The 16,402-nt window shown below is 61.0% G+C and carries 17 protein-coding genes; 9 read left to right on the top strand and 8 right to left on the bottom strand.

Going from position 1 to position 16,402, the window contains the following annotated elements; genetic code table 11:
* Nucleotides 1-17: 17 nt before the first annotated feature.
* Nucleotides 18-335, bottom strand: coding sequence for a DUF883 family protein (locus tag KCG87_RS08815; RefSeq protein ID WP_007961870.1), 318 nt, complete (start codon nt 333-335; stop codon nt 18-20).
* Between the two features lie 153 nt (nt 336-488).
* Between KCG87_RS08815 and KCG87_RS08810 the strand changes: the two genes are divergently transcribed.
* Nucleotides 489-743, top strand: a complete 255-nt coding sequence (locus KCG87_RS08810) for a hypothetical protein (RefSeq protein WP_003224595.1) — start codon at nt 489-491, stop codon at nt 741-743.
* 8 nt (nt 744-751) lie between these two features.
* On the opposite strand, the gene KCG87_RS08805 is transcribed toward KCG87_RS08810, so the two are convergent.
* Nucleotides 752-1,666, bottom strand: a complete 915-nt coding sequence (locus tag KCG87_RS08805; protein WP_210557028.1) for a LysR family transcriptional regulator — start codon at nt 1,664-1,666, stop codon at nt 752-754.
* 84 nt (nt 1,667-1,750) lie between these two features.
* Between KCG87_RS08805 and KCG87_RS08800 the strand changes: the two genes are divergently transcribed.
* A complete protein-coding gene (locus KCG87_RS08800) occupies nt 1,751-2,674 on the top strand; it encodes a carbon-nitrogen hydrolase family protein (protein ID WP_097089638.1) in 924 nt (307 codons plus the stop codon).
* 133 nt (nt 2,675-2,807) lie between these two features.
* Here the strand turns inward: KCG87_RS08800 and KCG87_RS08795 are convergent, their stop codons facing one another.
* The 3 genes from KCG87_RS08795 to KCG87_RS08785 form a co-directional block, all read right to left on the bottom strand.
* The gene (locus tag KCG87_RS08795; protein ID WP_007966053.1) at nt 2,808-3,281 is read right to left on the bottom strand and encodes an LEA type 2 family protein; all 474 of its coding nucleotides are present in this window, start codon (nt 3,279-3,281) and stop codon (nt 2,808-2,810) included.
* 65 nt (nt 3,282-3,346) lie between these two features.
* Complete coding sequence (locus tag KCG87_RS08790) at nt 3,347-4,813, bottom strand: nucleobase:cation symporter-2 family protein (RefSeq protein ID WP_210557030.1); 1,467 nt, start codon at nt 4,811-4,813, stop codon at nt 3,347-3,349.
* 264 nt (nt 4,814-5,077) lie between these two features.
* A complete protein-coding gene (locus tag KCG87_RS08785) occupies nt 5,078-5,971 on the bottom strand; it encodes a LysR family transcriptional regulator (protein ID WP_210557032.1) in 894 nt (297 codons plus the stop codon).
* Between the two features lie 99 nt (nt 5,972-6,070).
* On the opposite strand from KCG87_RS08785, the gene KCG87_RS08780 reads away from it, so the two are divergent.
* The 5 genes from KCG87_RS08780 to KCG87_RS08760 all read left to right on the top strand — a co-directional run bounded on the left by KCG87_RS08780 (nt 6,071) and on the right by KCG87_RS08760 (nt 10,956).
* The gene (locus tag KCG87_RS08780) at nt 6,071-7,162 is read left to right on the top strand and encodes a polyamine ABC transporter substrate-binding protein (RefSeq protein ID WP_210557034.1); all 1,092 of its coding nucleotides are present in this window, start codon (nt 6,071-6,073) and stop codon (nt 7,160-7,162) included.
* A 16-nt stretch (nt 7,163-7,178) separates the two neighbouring features.
* Nucleotides 7,179-8,138, top strand: coding sequence for an agmatinase (gene speB / locus KCG87_RS08775; protein WP_210557036.1), 960 nt, complete (start codon nt 7,179-7,181; stop codon nt 8,136-8,138).
* A 494-nt stretch (nt 8,139-8,632) separates the two neighbouring features.
* A complete protein-coding gene (gene zapE, locus KCG87_RS08770) occupies nt 8,633-9,751 on the top strand; it encodes a cell division protein ZapE (RefSeq protein WP_210557037.1) in 1,119 nt (372 codons plus the stop codon).
* Between the two features lie 17 nt (nt 9,752-9,768).
* Nucleotides 9,769-10,350 (top strand): DinB family protein, encoded by a 582-nt coding sequence (locus KCG87_RS08765; RefSeq protein WP_098963951.1) that lies wholly within the window; start codon nt 9,769-9,771, stop codon nt 10,348-10,350.
* Between the two features lie 108 nt (nt 10,351-10,458).
* The gene (locus KCG87_RS08760) at nt 10,459-10,956 is read left to right on the top strand and encodes a GNAT family N-acetyltransferase (RefSeq protein WP_210557038.1); all 498 of its coding nucleotides are present in this window, start codon (nt 10,459-10,461) and stop codon (nt 10,954-10,956) included.
* 84 nt (nt 10,957-11,040) lie between these two features.
* Here KCG87_RS08760 and KCG87_RS08755 read toward each other — a convergent pair whose 3' ends face one another.
* Together KCG87_RS08755 and KCG87_RS08750 are read right to left on the bottom strand one after the other, a co-directional pair.
* A complete protein-coding gene (locus KCG87_RS08755; protein ID WP_097089648.1) occupies nt 11,041-11,250 on the bottom strand; it encodes a hypothetical protein in 210 nt (69 codons plus the stop codon).
* A 205-nt stretch (nt 11,251-11,455) separates the two neighbouring features.
* Nucleotides 11,456-13,702 (bottom strand): TonB-dependent siderophore receptor, encoded by a 2,247-nt coding sequence (locus KCG87_RS08750; protein ID WP_210557039.1) that lies wholly within the window; start codon nt 13,700-13,702, stop codon nt 11,456-11,458.
* Between KCG87_RS08750 and KCG87_RS08745 the strand changes: the two genes are divergently transcribed.
* Both KCG87_RS08745 and gorA read left to right on the top strand, forming a co-directional pair.
* Nucleotides 13,689-13,859 (top strand): GPO family capsid scaffolding protein, encoded by a 171-nt coding sequence (locus KCG87_RS08745; RefSeq protein ID WP_143503118.1) that lies wholly within the window; start codon nt 13,689-13,691, stop codon nt 13,857-13,859. The genes KCG87_RS08750 and KCG87_RS08745 overlap by 14 nt on opposite strands.
* A 40-nt stretch (nt 13,860-13,899) precedes the next feature.
* Nucleotides 13,900-15,258, top strand: coding sequence for a glutathione-disulfide reductase (gorA, locus tag KCG87_RS08740; RefSeq protein WP_134786312.1), 1,359 nt, complete (start codon nt 13,900-13,902; stop codon nt 15,256-15,258).
* Here the strand turns inward: gorA and KCG87_RS08735 are convergent.
* Entirely contained in the window at nt 15,255-16,271 is a 1,017-nt protein-coding gene (locus tag KCG87_RS08735) for a DNA-binding protein (protein ID WP_103368981.1), read from the bottom strand. The two genes, gorA and KCG87_RS08735, sit on opposite strands and share 4 nt — an antisense overlap.
* Nucleotides 16,272-16,402 lie beyond the last annotated feature (131 nt).

The following is a 16,402-nucleotide window of genomic DNA, read 5'->3' as shown; positions in this document are numbered from 1 at the left end:
TTTTTGTCAGACGTCGATCAACGACGACCGAGCAGCAGGCCCACCACCAGACCGAAACCGGCGGAAATCGCCACGGTCTGCCATGGATGGCCGCCAATGTAGCTCTCGGTGGCCTCGACCGCCGGTTTGGTGCGCTCACGCACGCTCGAAACAGAATCCAGCGCCTGTTGCAGTTTCAGGGCGATTTGTCCGCGCAGGGTCTCGGCTTCTTCGCCCACCAGTGAGGCGCTGCTCTTGAGCAGTTTGTCGGACTCTTCGATCAAAGCCTGAAGTTCGCTGAAGGCTTGATCCTTGATTTGGTCTTCGACGGCTTGCACGCGGGATTTGCGGGCCATTGGGTGACTCCTTGCAGATGGATGAACAGTGATCAATGGAGTGTGGCGCTGACTGAAAAGTTGCACTGATTTTAGGTGCGAAAGAAAAACCTGCGCGGGAGATTTCCCTCCAGCGTGTAAGATGTCGCCATTTTACGCAGCAGGTATTTCCCCATGAGTTTCAATCTGGCCGACAAATCCCTCGCCGAGCGCGCTGCGCTGGAAGACGAGAAATCCCGTCTGTTCGAACTCTGGCAGAACAATCTGGGCAAAGCCAAAGGCGAAGCCGCGCGGTTGTTCGGCGAACGCTCCAAGCGCAAGGGCAAATGGGCCGAGTGGGTGCGCGCCGAGCTGGATGGCATGTCCCCGCCGGAGTTCGCCAACATGGTGCGCAGTGAGGTCAATCGCCTGATGGCAGCCAACAAGTAACACCCGCCTCAGTCCGCATTGAAACATCCGACAATCGCCTCACGCACCTTGATCACCACCGGATCGATCTGCGTGCTGGTGCGCCAGCCCAGTTCGATCGGGTAGCGCGGCAACGCCAGCGGGCAGGGCAGCAGCGCCAGCCCGCTGAGCTCGGCAATGGCCTGAGCGGCATGGCGGGGGATGGTTGCCACCGCGCCGCTGCCCTTGAGCAGATGCGGCAGCGCGGCAAAGTGCGTGGTCGAGGCGCAGACTCGCCGGCTCAGACCCAGCGCCGCCAGGCCTTCATCGGTGATGCCGATAAAGCCGCCCGAGGACACCAGAATGTGCTCGCGCGCGACGAACTCCGGCAAGTCGATGTTCTGTTGGCCGGGCGCCAGACTGCCCGGATCGACCAGGCACGCATAATCCCCTTCACCCAACACCTGACGACTGAGCAGACGCTCGGCGAACCCACCGGCGGTGATCGCCAGGTCGATGCTGCGCTCCATCAGGGCGCGGGCGACGATCTGGCTGTGGGTCTGGCGGAAGATCAGCCGCAGCTTGGGCGCGCTGCGAGCGATGGCTTCGATCAGGCGCCGGCCATAAGCGATTTCGAAATCATCCGACAGGCCCACGGTGACTGATCGGCCGTCATAGTGGTGGGCCGCCGGATCGACCATCGCCAGGCTCTGCCGACATTTGTTCAGCGCTTCACTGACCACCGGTTTCAGTTGATTGGCCTTGAGCGTCGGCGCCAACCCGCGACCAGTGCGCACGAACAATTGATCGCCATACACCTCGCGTAACCGGCGCAACGCCGCGCTGACCGCCGATTGCGTCACGCCCAGACGCAGCGCCGCACGGCTGGCGCTGGACTCCTCATGCAGGGCTTCGAAGACTTTCAGCAGGTTGAGGTCGACGGTTGCGATATTCATTTGGCTCATATCATTCAGCAGTGAATCGGTGTTTATTCATGATCCCGCGCCGCCGCAGAATCGGCAACACTTGAACCCGATGGAGTGACCGCAATGCCCAAATCAATCGTCGCCGCCCTGCAGATTGGCGCCTTGCCCGGTGGCAAGGGTGAAACTCTGGAACAGATCCTGAGCTGGGAAGACGCGATCAGCGAGTCCGGCGCGGCACTGGTGGTGATGCCTGAAGCGTTGCTCGGTGGCTATCCGAAAGGTGAGGGCTTCGGCACGCAGTTGGGCTATCGCTTGCCCGAGGGGCGTGAGGCCTACGCCCGCTACTTCGCCAACGCCATTGACGTGCCGGGGGCAGAAACCGAGGCACTGGCCGGTTTGTCGGCGCGCACCGGGGCCAATCTGGTGATCGGCGTGATCGAGCGTGCCGGCAGCACGTTGTATTGCACGGCGCTGTATTTCGATCCGCAGGCGGGGCTGGTGGCCAAGCATCGCAAACTGATGCCGACCGGCACCGAACGGCTGATCTGGGGCAAGGGTGATGGCTCGACGCTGCCGGTGCTCGACACACAGGTCGGCAAACTTGGTGCGGTGGTGTGCTGGGAAAACATGATGCCGCTGCTGCGCACGGCGATGTACGCCAAGGGCATTGAAGTCTGGTGCGCGCCGACCGTGGACGAGCGCGAGATGTGGCAGGTCAGCATGCGCCACATCGCCCACGAGGGCCGTTGCTTTGTGGTCAGCGCCTGTCAGGTGCAGGCCTCGCCGAACGAGCTGGGCGTGGAGATTGCCAACTGGCCGGCGGATCGGCCGCTGATTGCCGGCGGCAGTGTGATTGTCGGGCCGATGGGCGATGTGCTGGCCGGGCCGTTGCGCGGGGAGGCCGGGTTGCTGACGGCTGAGATCGATACTGATGAGCTGGTGCGGGCGCGGTACGACTATGACGTGGTCGGCCACTATGCGCGGCCGGATGTGTTTGAGCTGAGTGTCGATGAGCGGGCCAAACCCGGCGTACGCTTCACCGCATAACTTCCGCGCCGACACAAAACCTGTAGGAGTGAGCCTGCTCGCGATGGCGTCAGATCAGCCAACACCTTTATTGACTGACGTGACGCTATCGCGAGCAGGCTCACTCCTACAGGAGACTTGTGTGTTTAGTGGGTTACCACGTCGCAGCAGTGGCCTTCGGCAAACTCAGCTTGCCACTGTCGACAAATCGCATGGTGCCGAACACGCCGCCCGCGAGTTTGCCGCGCAGTACGTAGGGCAGGTTGTCGAGGGTTTGTGTCTGGCTCAAACCCAGAGTCTGGCGCAGTACCGAGAACGCGGAAACGCTGACCGGCACGCTGACCACGGTTTCCGAGAAGCGCGGGATCGAGCCGACCTGATCGCTGACGCCCGAGGCCAGTGGTCGGCCATTGACCTCCAGATCCAGGGCGATGCCGTTGTAATCGATGGCCGTCTCATTGGGGTTCTGCACCCGCAACTTGATCGCGAAACGCACTTCCAGATCCTGGCTCGGCAACGGTTCGAGGCCGACCACGTTGATGTTCACCGGATCGCGGTTGGGAAACAGCGCGCAGGCGCTCAGGGACAACAGTAGCAGGGACAGGATGACGGCGTGGACGCGGCGCATAAACAGTCTCTCAACGAAAAAGGGCTGAACCGTTGCCGGCTCAGCCCTTTTTTCATGGCGCAGCGTCAGCGGTTCAACTGTGCGACCGCCGCGGCCGTTGCAGGTTCAGCTTTGGCCGGCAGATCGGGGTTTTCCATGACCTGCAGAATCGACGCTTCCGGATCGAAATCGTCTTCTTCCAGCTCAATGAATTCTTCCGGCAGGAAGATATTCAGCACGATAGCGCACAACGCACCGACGGTGATCGGCGATTCGAAGATGTTACGCAGCGCTTGCGGCAACTCGCGCAGCACTTCCGGCACCGCGGCGATGCCCAGGCCCATGCCCAGGGAGATCGCCACGATCAACATGTTGCGCCGATGCAGGCCGGCCTCGGCGAGGATTTTGATCCCGGCCACGGCCACGGTGCCGAACATCACCAGTTCAGCGCCGCCGAGCACCGGTTTAGGCATCAGTTGCAGCACCGCGCCGATCATCGGGAACAGCCCCAGCAGTACCAGCAGGCCGGCGATGAAGAACGCCACGTAGCGGCTGGCCACGCCAGTCAACTGGATCACGCCGTTGTTCTGCGCGAACGTGACCATCGGCATGCTGTTGAACACCGCCGCCATCGCCGAGTTGAGGCCATCGGCGAGCAGACCGGATTTGATTCGGCGGATGTACAGCGGACCTTTGACCGGTTGCCGCGAGATCATCGAGTTGGCGGTCAGGTCACCGGCTGCTTCCAGCGGCGAAACCAGGAAGATCACCGCCACCGGCACGAACGCCACCCAGTCGAAATTGAAGCCGTACTTGAACGGCACCGGCACGCTGACCAGCGGCACTTCGGGCATCGAGGCGAAATCCACGGTGCCCATCAGCCAGGCAACCACGTAGCCGAGGGTCAGGCCGATGACGATGGCGCCCAGGCGCAGAAACGGCACGTCGACACGGTTCAGCACAACGATAGTGCCGATTACCAACGCGGCCAGAAACACATGGCTGGCGGCGCCCAGATCGGGCGCGCCGAAGCCGCCGGCAATGTCGGTCATCGCCACTTTGATCAGCGACAGGCCCATCAGGGTGATGATGGTGCCGGTGACCACCGGGGTGATCAGCATCCGCAGTTTGCCGATGAACTGGCTCAGCACCACTTCGATGAACGCGGCGAAAAAGCACACGCCGAAAATCGTCGAGAGGATTTCATCGGTGCCGCCGCCCCGGGCCTTGACCATGAACCCGGCGCTGAGAATCACGCTGATAAAGGAAAAACTGGTGCCTTGCAGGCACAGCAGACCGGAACCGACCGGGCCGAAACGCTTGGCTTGAACGAACGTGCCCAGACCGGAGACGAACAGCGCCATGCTGATCAGGTACGGAATTTCACTTTGCAGACCGAGGGCGCCGCCCATGATCAGGGTCGGGGTGATAATGCCGACGAAGCTGGCCAGCACGTGTTGCAGCGCAGCGAAGACGGTGGCGGTGAGGTGCGGACGGTCGTTGAGGCCGTAGAGCAGATCGTTGTTGCGCGGGACTTTTTCAGAGGCGGTCATGGTGTTTTGCGCGCCGCGAGGCGGGGCCGGGTCAGAAAATGGAGGCGCAGGATGCCGGAAGAGGACGGCGAGGGCAACGAGCAAAAATTGCCTGAAAGGTCAAGAAATACGGGGTTTGAACTGGTTGCTGTTTCTGTGGTGAGGGGATTTATCCCCGATGGACTGCGTAGCAGGCCCAGCTCCTGAATACCAAAGAGCCGGGCCGCTTCGCGCCCATCGGGGATAAATCCCCTCGCTACAGGGTTATTTGCTGGCAGAAATTTTTCAGGTGAAGGCTGCGAGCAAATCCTCCTCAAACGCCTTCTGCGCATCCCCTGGCACCTGCGCGCGATGCCGGGCCAGATGAAATGCCACTTCGAAACTCAATTCTCCGGGCCGCAGCGCGCGCAGCAAGCCCTTGTCCTCCCAGACGCGCGCGTAGTGATCGGGCAGATAATCGACATGCTTGCCGGAAAGAATGAAGGCGAGGGTGCCTTCGACCTGCTCCGAACGCGCGGAAAAGCGCTTGTCCGGAAACGGCTCGCCACTGCGCATGAACCGATACGGATGATCCACCCGGTCGCAGGCCCGCAACGCCGCGTCATCCGGCTCATCCACGCGGAACAGCGGATGCCCCTGCGCGCAATACAAATGCTGGGTTTCCCGGAACAGTTCGCGGTAATCGAACGCGCTCTGCACTTGAGAGAAATAACCAATGGCCAGATCCAGTCGCTGTTGCAGCAGCAGGCGCTCCATCTCGCCGGGCATCGCGCTGATCAACTCGATGCGCACCGACTCATCGCGCTCGCGAAAGCGCCGGATCGCATCTGCCACCCGCAGCAGCACCGACTGATCAACTGCCTCGGACAGGCCCAACCGCACCTCACCGATCAGCCGTCCAGCGACGCCGTTGGATTGATGACGGAAAGTCTCGATGGACTGGAACAGGGCGCGAATCGCGATCAGCAGGTGCTCACCCTTGGGCGTGAGGTTGAAACCGCCTTTGCCGCGGCTGCACAGGCGATAACCGAGACGGGTTTCCAGTTTGGCCATTTGCTGGCTGATGCTCGACTGGCTCAGGCCCAGCTCACCTTGCGCCGCGCTGAAGCCGCCACATTCCACGACCCGCACAAACAGGCGCAGCAAATGCAAATCGAGGTCGTGAAGCTGACCGAGCATTACATTACTCCGGGATAAAGTCAGGTTAACAAACTTGATATTTCTGCAATGTATCCGACGGCGCATCCTGCCACCACTTCCTCCGGTCAGGTGTTCGTCATGGTTCCCGTGTCCAAGCTGTGTTTTCCCGCGCTGTTGCTGTCCGTGGCCCTCAATGCCCAGGCGGAGGACAAAACCCTCAATCTTTACAGCTGGGCCGATTACGTGCCGGCGCAGACGCTGCAGCGTTTCGAGCAGGAGACTGGCATTCATGTGCGCTACGACACCTTCGATACGTCCGAGGTGCTGGAAACCAAACTGCTGACCGGCGGCAGCGGTTATGACGTGGTGGTGCCGTCGTCCAGCGTGCTGGCCCGGGGTTTGGCAGCGGGCGCGCTGAAGGAAATCCCGCATGAAGGCCTCCGGGGCTACGCCAATCTTGATCCCGATCTGCTGGAAAAACTCGCCGCCGTCGATCCCGGCAATCGCTACGCCGTGCCTTATACCTGGGGCACACTCGGTTTGGGGCTGAACGTCGAAGCGGTGAAAAAGCGCTTGCCGGACGTGCCGCTGAACAGCCTTGATCTGCTGTTCAAACCCGAGTACGCGAGCAAACTCAAGGACTGCGGGATTGCCGTGCTCGATTCGCCGCAGGAAGTCATCGGTCTGGCGCTGCATTATCTCGGCAAGGATCCCTACAGCACCGACAAGCATGATCTGGCCGCCGCCGAAGCCTTGTTGCAGAAGCTCCAGCCGTCGGTGCTGTATGTCGCCACCGGCCGGCAGATCAACGATCTGGCCAATGGCGGTGTCTGTCTGGCGCTGACCTACAACGGCGACGTGAGCATGGCCGCCGATCAGGCGCACAAAGCTAACAAACCCTACGAAGTCGCCTACCGGATTCCGCGCGAAGGCACGTTGATCTGGCAGGACAATCTGGCCATTCCCAAGGACGCGCCAAACCCGCAAGCGGCGCGGTCGTTCATCGAATTCATGCTGCGCCCCGAGTCGGTGGCCGAGCTGACCAATACGCTGTTTTTCGCCACCGCCAACCAGGCCGCGACGCCGCTGGTGGATGAGGCGGTGCGTAACGATCCAGACATCTATCCACCCGCCGAAATGCGCGATCGCTTGTACGCCGACCGCAGCATGAGCCTCAAGGACATGCGTCAGCGCACGCGTCTGTGGACCACTTTCCGTAGCCATCAATAACAAAAGGAGCACACCGATGGACGTGCCGATGCTCAACGACCAAGCCCTGACCCGTGACAGCCTGTACGGCACTGCCGCCGAAAGCACCTACGCCGGGATCACCAGTTTCATGCGTCGCCGCTACAGCCGTGATTTGCGCGGCGTCGACGTGGCGGTTAGCGGGGTTCCGTTCGACACCGCCACCAGCAACCGCTCGGGCGCACGCTTCGGCCCACGGGGGATTCGCGCGGCATCCACCGGGATCGCCTGGGAACGGCACTGGCCGTGGGCGTTCGATCCGTTCGATCATCTGGCGGTGATCGACTACGGCGACTGCGATTTCGATTACGGGTCGCCGCACACCATCCCGGAAAGCATCGAGGCCCACGCAGAGCGCGTTCTTCAAGCTGGCAGCGCCATGCTGACGTTTGGCGGCGACCATTTCATCACCTATCCGCTGCTCAAGGCTCATGCGCGCAAACACGGCGCACTGTCGCTGATCCACTTCGATGCGCACAGCGACACCTGGCCGGACGAGGGCGGCAAACGTGTCGATCACGGCACCATGTTCTGGCACGCGGCCAGGGAAGGGCTGGTCGATCCGGCGCGCTCGGTGCAGATCGGTTTGCGCACCACCAATGACGATCATCAGGGCTTTGCCGTGCTCGACGCCCGCCAGGTGCATCGGCGTGGCTGCGAGGCGATTGTCGAGGCGATTCGCGCGCGGGTCGGCGATCACCCGGTGTACCTGACGTTTGATATCGATTGCCTGGATCCGGCCTTTGCCCCGGGCACCGGCACTCCCGTGTGTGGCGGGCTGAGCACGTTGCAGGCGCTGGAAATCCTCGGCGGTTTGCGCGGGATCAATCTGGTGGGCATGGACGTTGTGGAAGTGGCTCCGGCTTACGACCATGCGGACGTGACGTCGCTGGCAGCGGCCACCCTGGCAATGGAAATGCTCTGCCTCTACGCCGCCCGACACAAAGTCGACCTTTAAAACACCGCAAAGCCAATGTGGGAGTGGGCTTGCTCACGAAAGCGGTGTGTCATACAACGATGCTGCTGGCTGACCTGACGCCTTCGCGAGCAAGCCCGCTCCCACAGGAGGTTGTATTCCAGGCAGTTGCTGCACGCTGTTTTGAGGTCGCGAGATATACAGTCGATCTTTGCCCCCACAAAACCCATGTGGGAGTGGGCTTGCTCACGAAAGCGGTGTGTCATTCGACGGTGATGTTGGCTGACTTGACGCCTTCGCGAGCAAGCCCGCTCCCACAGGGGGTTGTATTCCAGGCAGTTCCTGCACGCTGTTTTGAGGTCGCGAGATATACAGTCGATCTTCGACTCCCCACAGAACCCATGTGGGAGTGGGCTTGCTCACGAATGCGGTGTGTCATTCGACGGTGATGTTGGCTGCCCCGACACCTTCGCGAGCAAGCCCGCTCCCACAAAAGGGCACCTGTTTTTCAGGGACATCGTGGCATACTGCCGCGCATGACTTTCGACTCTCCTTTAAGCGCCTGGCAACACGCGATCGAGCACAAGGGTTTCATCCAGGATGAAGCCCAGGAGCATGCGGTCTGGGCCTTGCAAAAATGCCATGAAGCCTTGCATGCCGGTGCCCGTTCGGTCACTGGCGTGTACTTGTGGGGTCCGGTCGGGCGCGGCAAGACCTGGTTGATGGATCAGTTCTATCAGAGCCTGCGGGTGCCGGCGCGACGGCAGCACTTTCATCATTTCATGGGCTGGGTGCACCAGCGCTCGTTCCAGCTCACCGGCATCGCCGACCCGTTGCGGGCGCTGGCCAAGGAGCTGGCGGCGGAAGTGCGGGTGCTGTGTTTCGACGAGCTGTTCGTCAATGACATCGGCGATGCGATCATTCTCGGGCGGCTGTTTCAGGTGATGTTCGACGAAGGCGTGGTGGTGGTCTGCACCTCCAACCTGCCGCCGGATGAGCTGTACGCCGACGGCTTCAACCGCGACCGGTTTGTCCCGGCGATTGCCGCGATCAAGGCGCACATGCAAGTGGTGGCGGTGAACGGTGCCGAGGATCATCGCCTGCATCCGGGCGCGGGTCAGCAGCGCTATTTTGTCGCTGCGCCGGGACTGGGCAGTGCTCTGGAGCAGGTCTTCCAGTCACTCAACGCCGGGCAGCCCGCCAGCGCCGAGCCGGTGCCCGTCGGCCATCGTGTGCTGAACGTGGTGCAAGCCAGTGCGACGGTGCTCTGGTGCCGCTATGCCGATCTCTGCGAGCAACCATTTGCCGCGATGGATTTCATCGCACTGTGCGACAACTATCGATCTATTCTGTTGAGCGACGTGCCGAACCTCAGCGCGCAGAAACGCGAAGGGCGCATCGCTCGCGGCACCGAGGACGGCTCGGCGCAGGTGGTGGCCGGTGACCGTGAGTTGCCGCAACTGTCGGTGCACGACGACGGTGTACGCCGTTTCATTGCCTTGGTCGACGAGTGTTACGACCGTAAAGTGCCGCTGTACATCGAGGCCCTGGTACCGATGGAGGCGCTGTACACCGAGGGTTATCTGGAATTCCCGTTCCGGCGCACCCTCAGCCGTTTGCAGGAGATGCAGTTGCAGCGTTTTGCCGAATCCTGAGCGAAGAGGGCGCGAGTATGAGCCAACCGCTGTCGCATCATTTACTGACCATGGCCTACCAGAACGCGTGGGCCAATCATCGCCTCGGCAAAGCCTGGAATCAGCTCGACGCCACTGAGCTGGCGGCGCCGCGAACGAGCTTCTTTCCGAGTATCCGCCTCACCCTCAATCACATACTGACGTGCGACTGGTTCTACGTCGACGCTCTGGAACGCGAGTTGCGCGGTGACGAACCGCATCCTGATTGCTATGTGTTTTTCAACCATGACGAACCGTTTACCGAGGCCGCAGCGCTGCGTGAAGAGCAGGCGCACGTCGATCGTCGACTGATCGCTTATTGCGAACAACTGCGCGATGCCGATCTGGGGCGGATCGTCACCATCGCCCGGGAAACGCCGCAGCATGACAGTCGCTTGCGTATGCTGTCGCACCTGTTCGAGCACCAGATTCATCATCGTGGGCAGGTGCACGCGATGCTCAGCGCGACCACGGTGAAACCGCCGCAACTGGATGAGTTCTTCTGCGCCGGCGAGAGCGGGTTGCGTGCTCAGGATTTTGCCGAGTTGGGCTGGACCGAAGAGCTGATCTGGGGGCGTTGATGCCTGGAAATCAAAAGATCCGGTTGTGGCCCGCAACATCCTCGCGGTAAGGTCGAACAGCCTTTCAGGTGCGCACTTTGCACGCCGGGGCCATGATCGGGGATGGAAATGGATTCCGCAGAAATTCTTGTGCTGCAAGCCAGTTACACCAATCCACTGCACGCCGAAGCCATCGGCATCGTGCTCAATCATTACGCAGAAGATCCCATGGGCGGCGGCCATTCGCTTGACCCGGAACTGTTGCGTCGCGTGCCGGAAGAACTTGCGCGCAGGCCTCATGCGTTCAGTGTGCTGGCGTTCGTCGGTGGCGAGCCGGCAGGGCTGGTGAACTGCTTTGAAGGTTTCTCGACGTTCGCCTGCAAGCCGCTGGTCAATGTCCATGACGTGGCGGTCGTGAGCAAATTTCGCGGCCTCGGCCTGAGTCAGAAAATGCTGCGCAAGGTCGAGGAAATCTGCCGTCAGCGCGGTTGCTGCAAGATCACCCTGGAAGTGCTCGAAGGCAACGACGTGGCACAGAACTCCTACCGCAAATTCGGCTTCGCCCCCGGCATGTTCGACCCGGAACATGGCCGTATGCTGTTCTGGATCAAGGATCTGCAGGCATAAAAAAAGGCGCCCCGGACAGGGCGCCCAACTGTCGTCTCCGAGGCCAGAGCGGAGCCATCGGAGGTCCATCGGTTGCTCGGTGAATCAGTCGCGATAAGACTCGGTGACTTGCGCGGTCTGATCGTTCGGAACCTTCAGTTCCGCTGCTTTGCTATCGGTCGGCTGTTCGCTTGGCGCGTGGTGGACCGGGAAGTTGTCGTAGTAATGCCGCATGCGTTCGGCGCCGCCCTCGGCAAAGGCGCTGGCGGAACCGAGGGCGAGTAGCCCGGCAAGAATGGCGGTGGTGGTTTTCATGGTGCCTCCTACTGAAAAACGTGGGAGCCGTTCGTCCATGAAGCAGATCTCGGGGCACAGTGTCCCGGCGGGGAATTAACTCGGGGTTAACAGCGGTGGCGAGGGGATTTGGTGACGCATTGCGCGTCACCGAGAGAGTGGGGCCGCTTCGCGACCCATCGGGGATGAATCCCCTCACTACAGGGGTTTTGTTGGACCGGTGCGCTCAGAGCTTCCAGTCCAGGCTCAGCGTCACTGTGCGCGGGTCGCCCCAGTACACGCCGTTGTAGAAGCCGACGTTGTCGTAATACTTCTTGTCGAACAGGTTATCGACGTTCAGCGACGCCGACAGATGCCTGTCGAACTCATAGCGCGACATCAGCTTGACCACGGTGTAGGCCTCCTGGTTGATCCGCGCCGGTTCGGTGATGATCCGGCCGTTGGCGCCGCGCCCGACCGGGCGGTTAGCCGCGCCATAGACGTCGCTCTGCCAGTTCACCGCGCCACCCACGGTCAATGCGTGCCAGTTGCCCGGCAGGCGATAGGCCGTGGACAGCCGCAGCATGTTCAGTGGTTGAGCGGTGTTGCTGCGCTGTTTTTCGCCGTCGACGGAATGGGTGTAGGTGTAGCCGGCGGTCATGTTCCAGCCGCTGAGAATTTCCCCGGACACTTCGGCCTCGAAGCCATTGACCTTGTTACCCTTGCCGCCGGACTTGAAAAACTCCTCGCCGCTCACCGGGTCCGGGGGGGCCGAGTTGTCACGCTCGGCGACGTTGTCCTGTTTGCTCCAGAACACTGCCGTCGCCAGGTTCAGGCGTTCGTCGAGCAGGCTGCCTTTGAGCCCGACTTCATAGTTGCTGCCGATCACCGGGTCGAGGTAATTGCGTTTGCTGTCGCGCTTACTCTGCGGTTTGAAAATGTCGGTGTAGCTGGCGTAAACCGTGTACTCCGGCGTCAGGTCGTAAAGCAGGCCGGCGTAGGGCGTCCAGATATCATTCTGGCGTTGATGGGTGGCATCGGTGCTGGTCAGTTTTTGCTGCGCGTCATAGTAGTAATCGGTGCTGGATTCGTTCCAGCTGCCATAGCGGCTGCCGAGTACTGCATGCAGCTCATCGGTCAGGCTCAGACGGGTCGCGAGGTAACCGGCCTTTTGCCGAGTGATGCCTCGCGCGCCCGGCAGGCCGGTGACAGTGTCGGCGAATTTGCCGATGTCACCCATGTATTTCCAGTCGCGGATCTTGCCGTAGTCGGCGGCTTGGGGACTGTTGAAGGCGTAGGGCGAAGTCGAGCGGTTTTCCGCCTCGCCGTAGCCGAACATCATCTCGTGTTCGCGGCCGAACAGTTGGTACGGCCCCGACAGGTTGAAGTCGTACACGCTCATTTTCTGCGTGCCGAGCATGTGCCCCATGTAGGCCGTCATGCCGCTGCGGTCGGCCTCGGGAAAACCGGAGCCGCCGTAATAGACCTTGCCGTCGGTATCACTTTCGCGGTGGGTGTAGGCGGCCTTCAGCTTCCAGCCATTACCCAGTTGCTGGTCAAGGGTGACGAACGCGGTCTTGTCCTTCAGCGGCCAGGAACTCCAGGATGTCGCCATGTTGGTCGACCGTCCGAGGCCGGCCTTGCTGCCGTCGGCGTTCCAGTACGGCACGGTGCCCCAGGAGGTGCCCTGAACCTGCTTGTCCTGATAGTCGTATCCGACGGCAAGCACCGTGGAGTCGGTCAGATCAGCTTCGAGAATGCCGTAGCCGACCTCGCGCTGCAGCGCGTATTTGTCGCGGAACGACTGGCTGTCGCGATAGGCCAGCACCGTACGCCCGCGCAGCCGACCATCGAAGGCCAGCGGCCCGCCGACATCGACATAGCTGTAGTAGTTGTCGTAGCTGCCGCCACTGACCCCGGCCAGTGCCTGCCACTGGGCAGTCGGGCGCTTGCGCACCATGTTGATCGTCGCTGAAGGATCACCCGCGCCGGTGGTCAGGCCGGTGGCGCCGCGTACCACTTCGATGCGGTCGTAGATGATGGTGTCCGAGTCTGACTTCATGCGCCCGAAGGTGTTGAGCATTCCGTCGATCTGGAAATTGTTGATCGGGTAACCCCGCGCCGAATAGCTGACCCGATCCGAGTCGTTGTGTTGCACGACGATGCCGGTGGTCTGGCGCATGGCTTCGGACAAGGTACCGAGCTTGAAATCATCCATCTGCTGGCGCGTGACCACGGACACCGATTGCGGGGTTTCCTTGATCGACAGGTTCAGCCGCGTCGCGGTGCTCATTGCGCCAGTGGTGTAGGAATCAGTGTTTTCAGTGTTAACGCCGAGGCCTTCGGCGCTGACGCTGGTGGCGTCCAGTTCCAGCGCCTGGGCGGCGGATTGTGGCGCTGTTTCAGGATCGGTTTCAGCCAGCAGATCGGGACTCAACGCCATGCTGAACAAGCCGACAGTCAGGGTCATGGAACGGGTAATGGGCGCGAACATCGCAGCCGACTCCTTGTCTTCGAGGGAAAAAATCCATTGGTTCAAAGACGAGACGCAGCACGACGATTTAGTAACAAACAAGAAATATTATTATTTGGAGATATTTCCCGACTTCGCCGAGACGGGCGAAAAGCTGCTCACGGCGCTTGCCCAATAGACGGCGGCGGGTATGCTGTTGGCCTGCCGAGGAGATAGCAATGGCCTACGATTTTGACCTTTATGTGATTGGTGCCGGTTCCGGCGGTGTACGTGCAGCGCGCTTCGCCGCCGGTTTCGGCGCGAAAGTGGCGGTGGCCGAGAGCCGTTACCTGGGCGGCACCTGCGTCAACGTCGGCTGCGTGCCGAAGAAACTGCTGGTGTACGGCGCGCATTTCGCCGAAGACTTCGAACAGTCGTCCGGTTTCGGCTGGAGTCTGGGTGAAGCAAATTTCGACTGGACGACCCTGATCGCCAACAAGGACCGCGAGATCAATCGCCTCAACGGCATTTATCGCAACCTGCTGGTCAACAGCGGCGTGACCCTGCACGAAGCCCACGCGAAGATCGTCGGCCCGCACGAGGTCGAGGTCAACGGTGAGCGCTTCACCGCGAAAAACATTCTGATTGCCACGGGTGGCTGGCCGCAGATTCCGGAAATCCCGGGGCACGAACACGCGATCAGTTCCAATCAGGCGTTTTTCCTCAAAGAGCTGCCGAAGCGGGTACTGGTGGTCGGTGGTGGTTACATCGCTGTCGAGTTCGCCGGGATTTTCCACGGTCTGGGCGCGAACACTACGCTGCTGTATCGCGGTGATCTGTTCCTGCGTGGTTTCGATGGCTCGGTGCGCAAGCATCTGCAGGAAGAGCTGACCAAGCGCGGCATGGATCTGCAATTCAACGCCGACATCGCGCGCATCGACAAACAGCCTGACGGCAGCCTGAAAGCGACCCTCAAGGATGGTCGCGTGCTGGAAGCCGATTGCGTGTTCTACGCCACGGGCCGGCGTCCGATGCTGGACAACCTTGGGCTGGAAAACACCGATGTGCAGCTCACCGACAAGGGCTTCATCAAGGTCGACGAGCAATACCAGACCAGCGAGCCGTCGATTCTGGCGCTGGGTGATGTGATCGGTCGGGTGCAACTGACGCCAGTGGCACTGGCCGAAGGCATGGCGGTGGCGCGGCGCTTGTTCAAGCCTGAGCAATACCGTCCGGTGGATTACAAGATGATCCCGACCGCCGTGTTCAGTCTGCCGAACATCGGCACTGTCGGCTTGACCGAAGAAGAGGCGCGGGAAGCGGGGCATGAAGTGGTGATTTACGAGAGCCGCTTCCGCCCGATGAAGCTGACGCTGACCGAGTGTCAGGAGAAAACCCTGATGAAACTGGTGGTCGACGGCAAGACCGACAAGGTGCTCGGTTGCCACATGGTCGGTCCGGACGCGGGGGAGATTGTCCAAGGCTTGGCGATCGCGCTGAAGGCTGGCGCGACCAAGCGTGACTTCGACGACACGATCGGGGTGCACCCGACGGCCGCCGAAGAGTTCGTCACCATGCGTACGCCGGTCGGCGCTTAAGCGTCCTTCGCTTTGGCTGTGTCTGGCGCTGCCGCAACGGTAGCCGCCAGACGCAAGCTGTCCTCGAGGCTGGCCTGAGTCTTGGTCAGTTCCTTTTCCAGTGACTGATTGAGCTGCCGCTGTTCGTCGGCATCCTGTTTCAGCGTCTGACTTTCCAGCAGGGCCACGCGCAGGCGTTCCTGGAGGAGGGTGCGTTCGTTGTCGACGCGAGTGGCTTGCTCCAGCAACTGATCCTGACGCTGGTTGCTGTGCTTGAGCTGATCCTGCATCAGGCTCAGTTCGCGCTGAGTGCCACGGTTTTCCGTGAGCAGGCGTTCGTTATCGCGATGCAACTGAGTGATCTCGTCCTGACGCACCAGTGCACTTTGTTGCGCCTGGCGCAATTCCATCTGCAACTGCTGCAGCTGTCCTTCGTGACGGGCCTGCTCCTGCTCGCGCTGCTCTTTAGTGGCGTTGCGGTAGTGCTCCAGAGCATCACGGGCGTGCAGGTGTTTCTCTTCCAGCGAGCGGATCTGCTCGTCCTTGTCCTGCAGGCGCAATTCGAAATCAGCCAGCGCCTGATTGAGTCCGGCGTTGCGGGTTTGCTCGGTCTGCAGCATCGAGCGGGTTTCTTTTAGCGCTTCGGATTCCTTGGCCAGCGCCGCGCCTTGAATGTCGTGCTGTTGTTCCAGTTGCTCAAGTGCCTGGCGCACCTGCTTGAGTTCCGCTTCCAGGGTTTCGCGCTGCTCTTCGAACTGCTCGCGCGCTTGTTCGATCGGCTCTTGCGCCTGTTCTTTCAGGCGCTGGGCGAGACGCGAGACCAGTGCGGTCAGTTCGTCATTGATCGGTTCCGCGGACGCTTCGACCGGTTGGCTGCCGTCATCCAGCTCTTTCAGATAGCGATGGATCGTGGTTTTCGAACCGGTGTTGCCCAGTTCGATGCGTACTGCATCGATGCTGGGGTGTTCGCCTCGGGCCAGAATCGCTGAGCGCGCGATCTGCACCACTGCTTTATTAACGCCACCACGGGCCATTTTAACTCCTACCATTACGTACTGTGGTACATGCCACCAAAGTACGCAGTGTACCACGCTGAAAATAAAGTTAAATGCTTGATTATTCACAGGCGGGATATACTGGTATTACCCAATGTCAGACCCCTGAA

Origin of the sequence: Pseudomonas sp. MWU347 (genome assembly GCF_017947305.1) — a bacterium.
Classification (GTDB): Bacteria; Pseudomonadota; Gammaproteobacteria; order Pseudomonadales; family Pseudomonadaceae; genus Aquipseudomonas; species Aquipseudomonas putida_A.
Note: the sequence above shows the minus strand (reverse complement) of the source record. Positions and strands in the feature narration are given on the sequence as shown.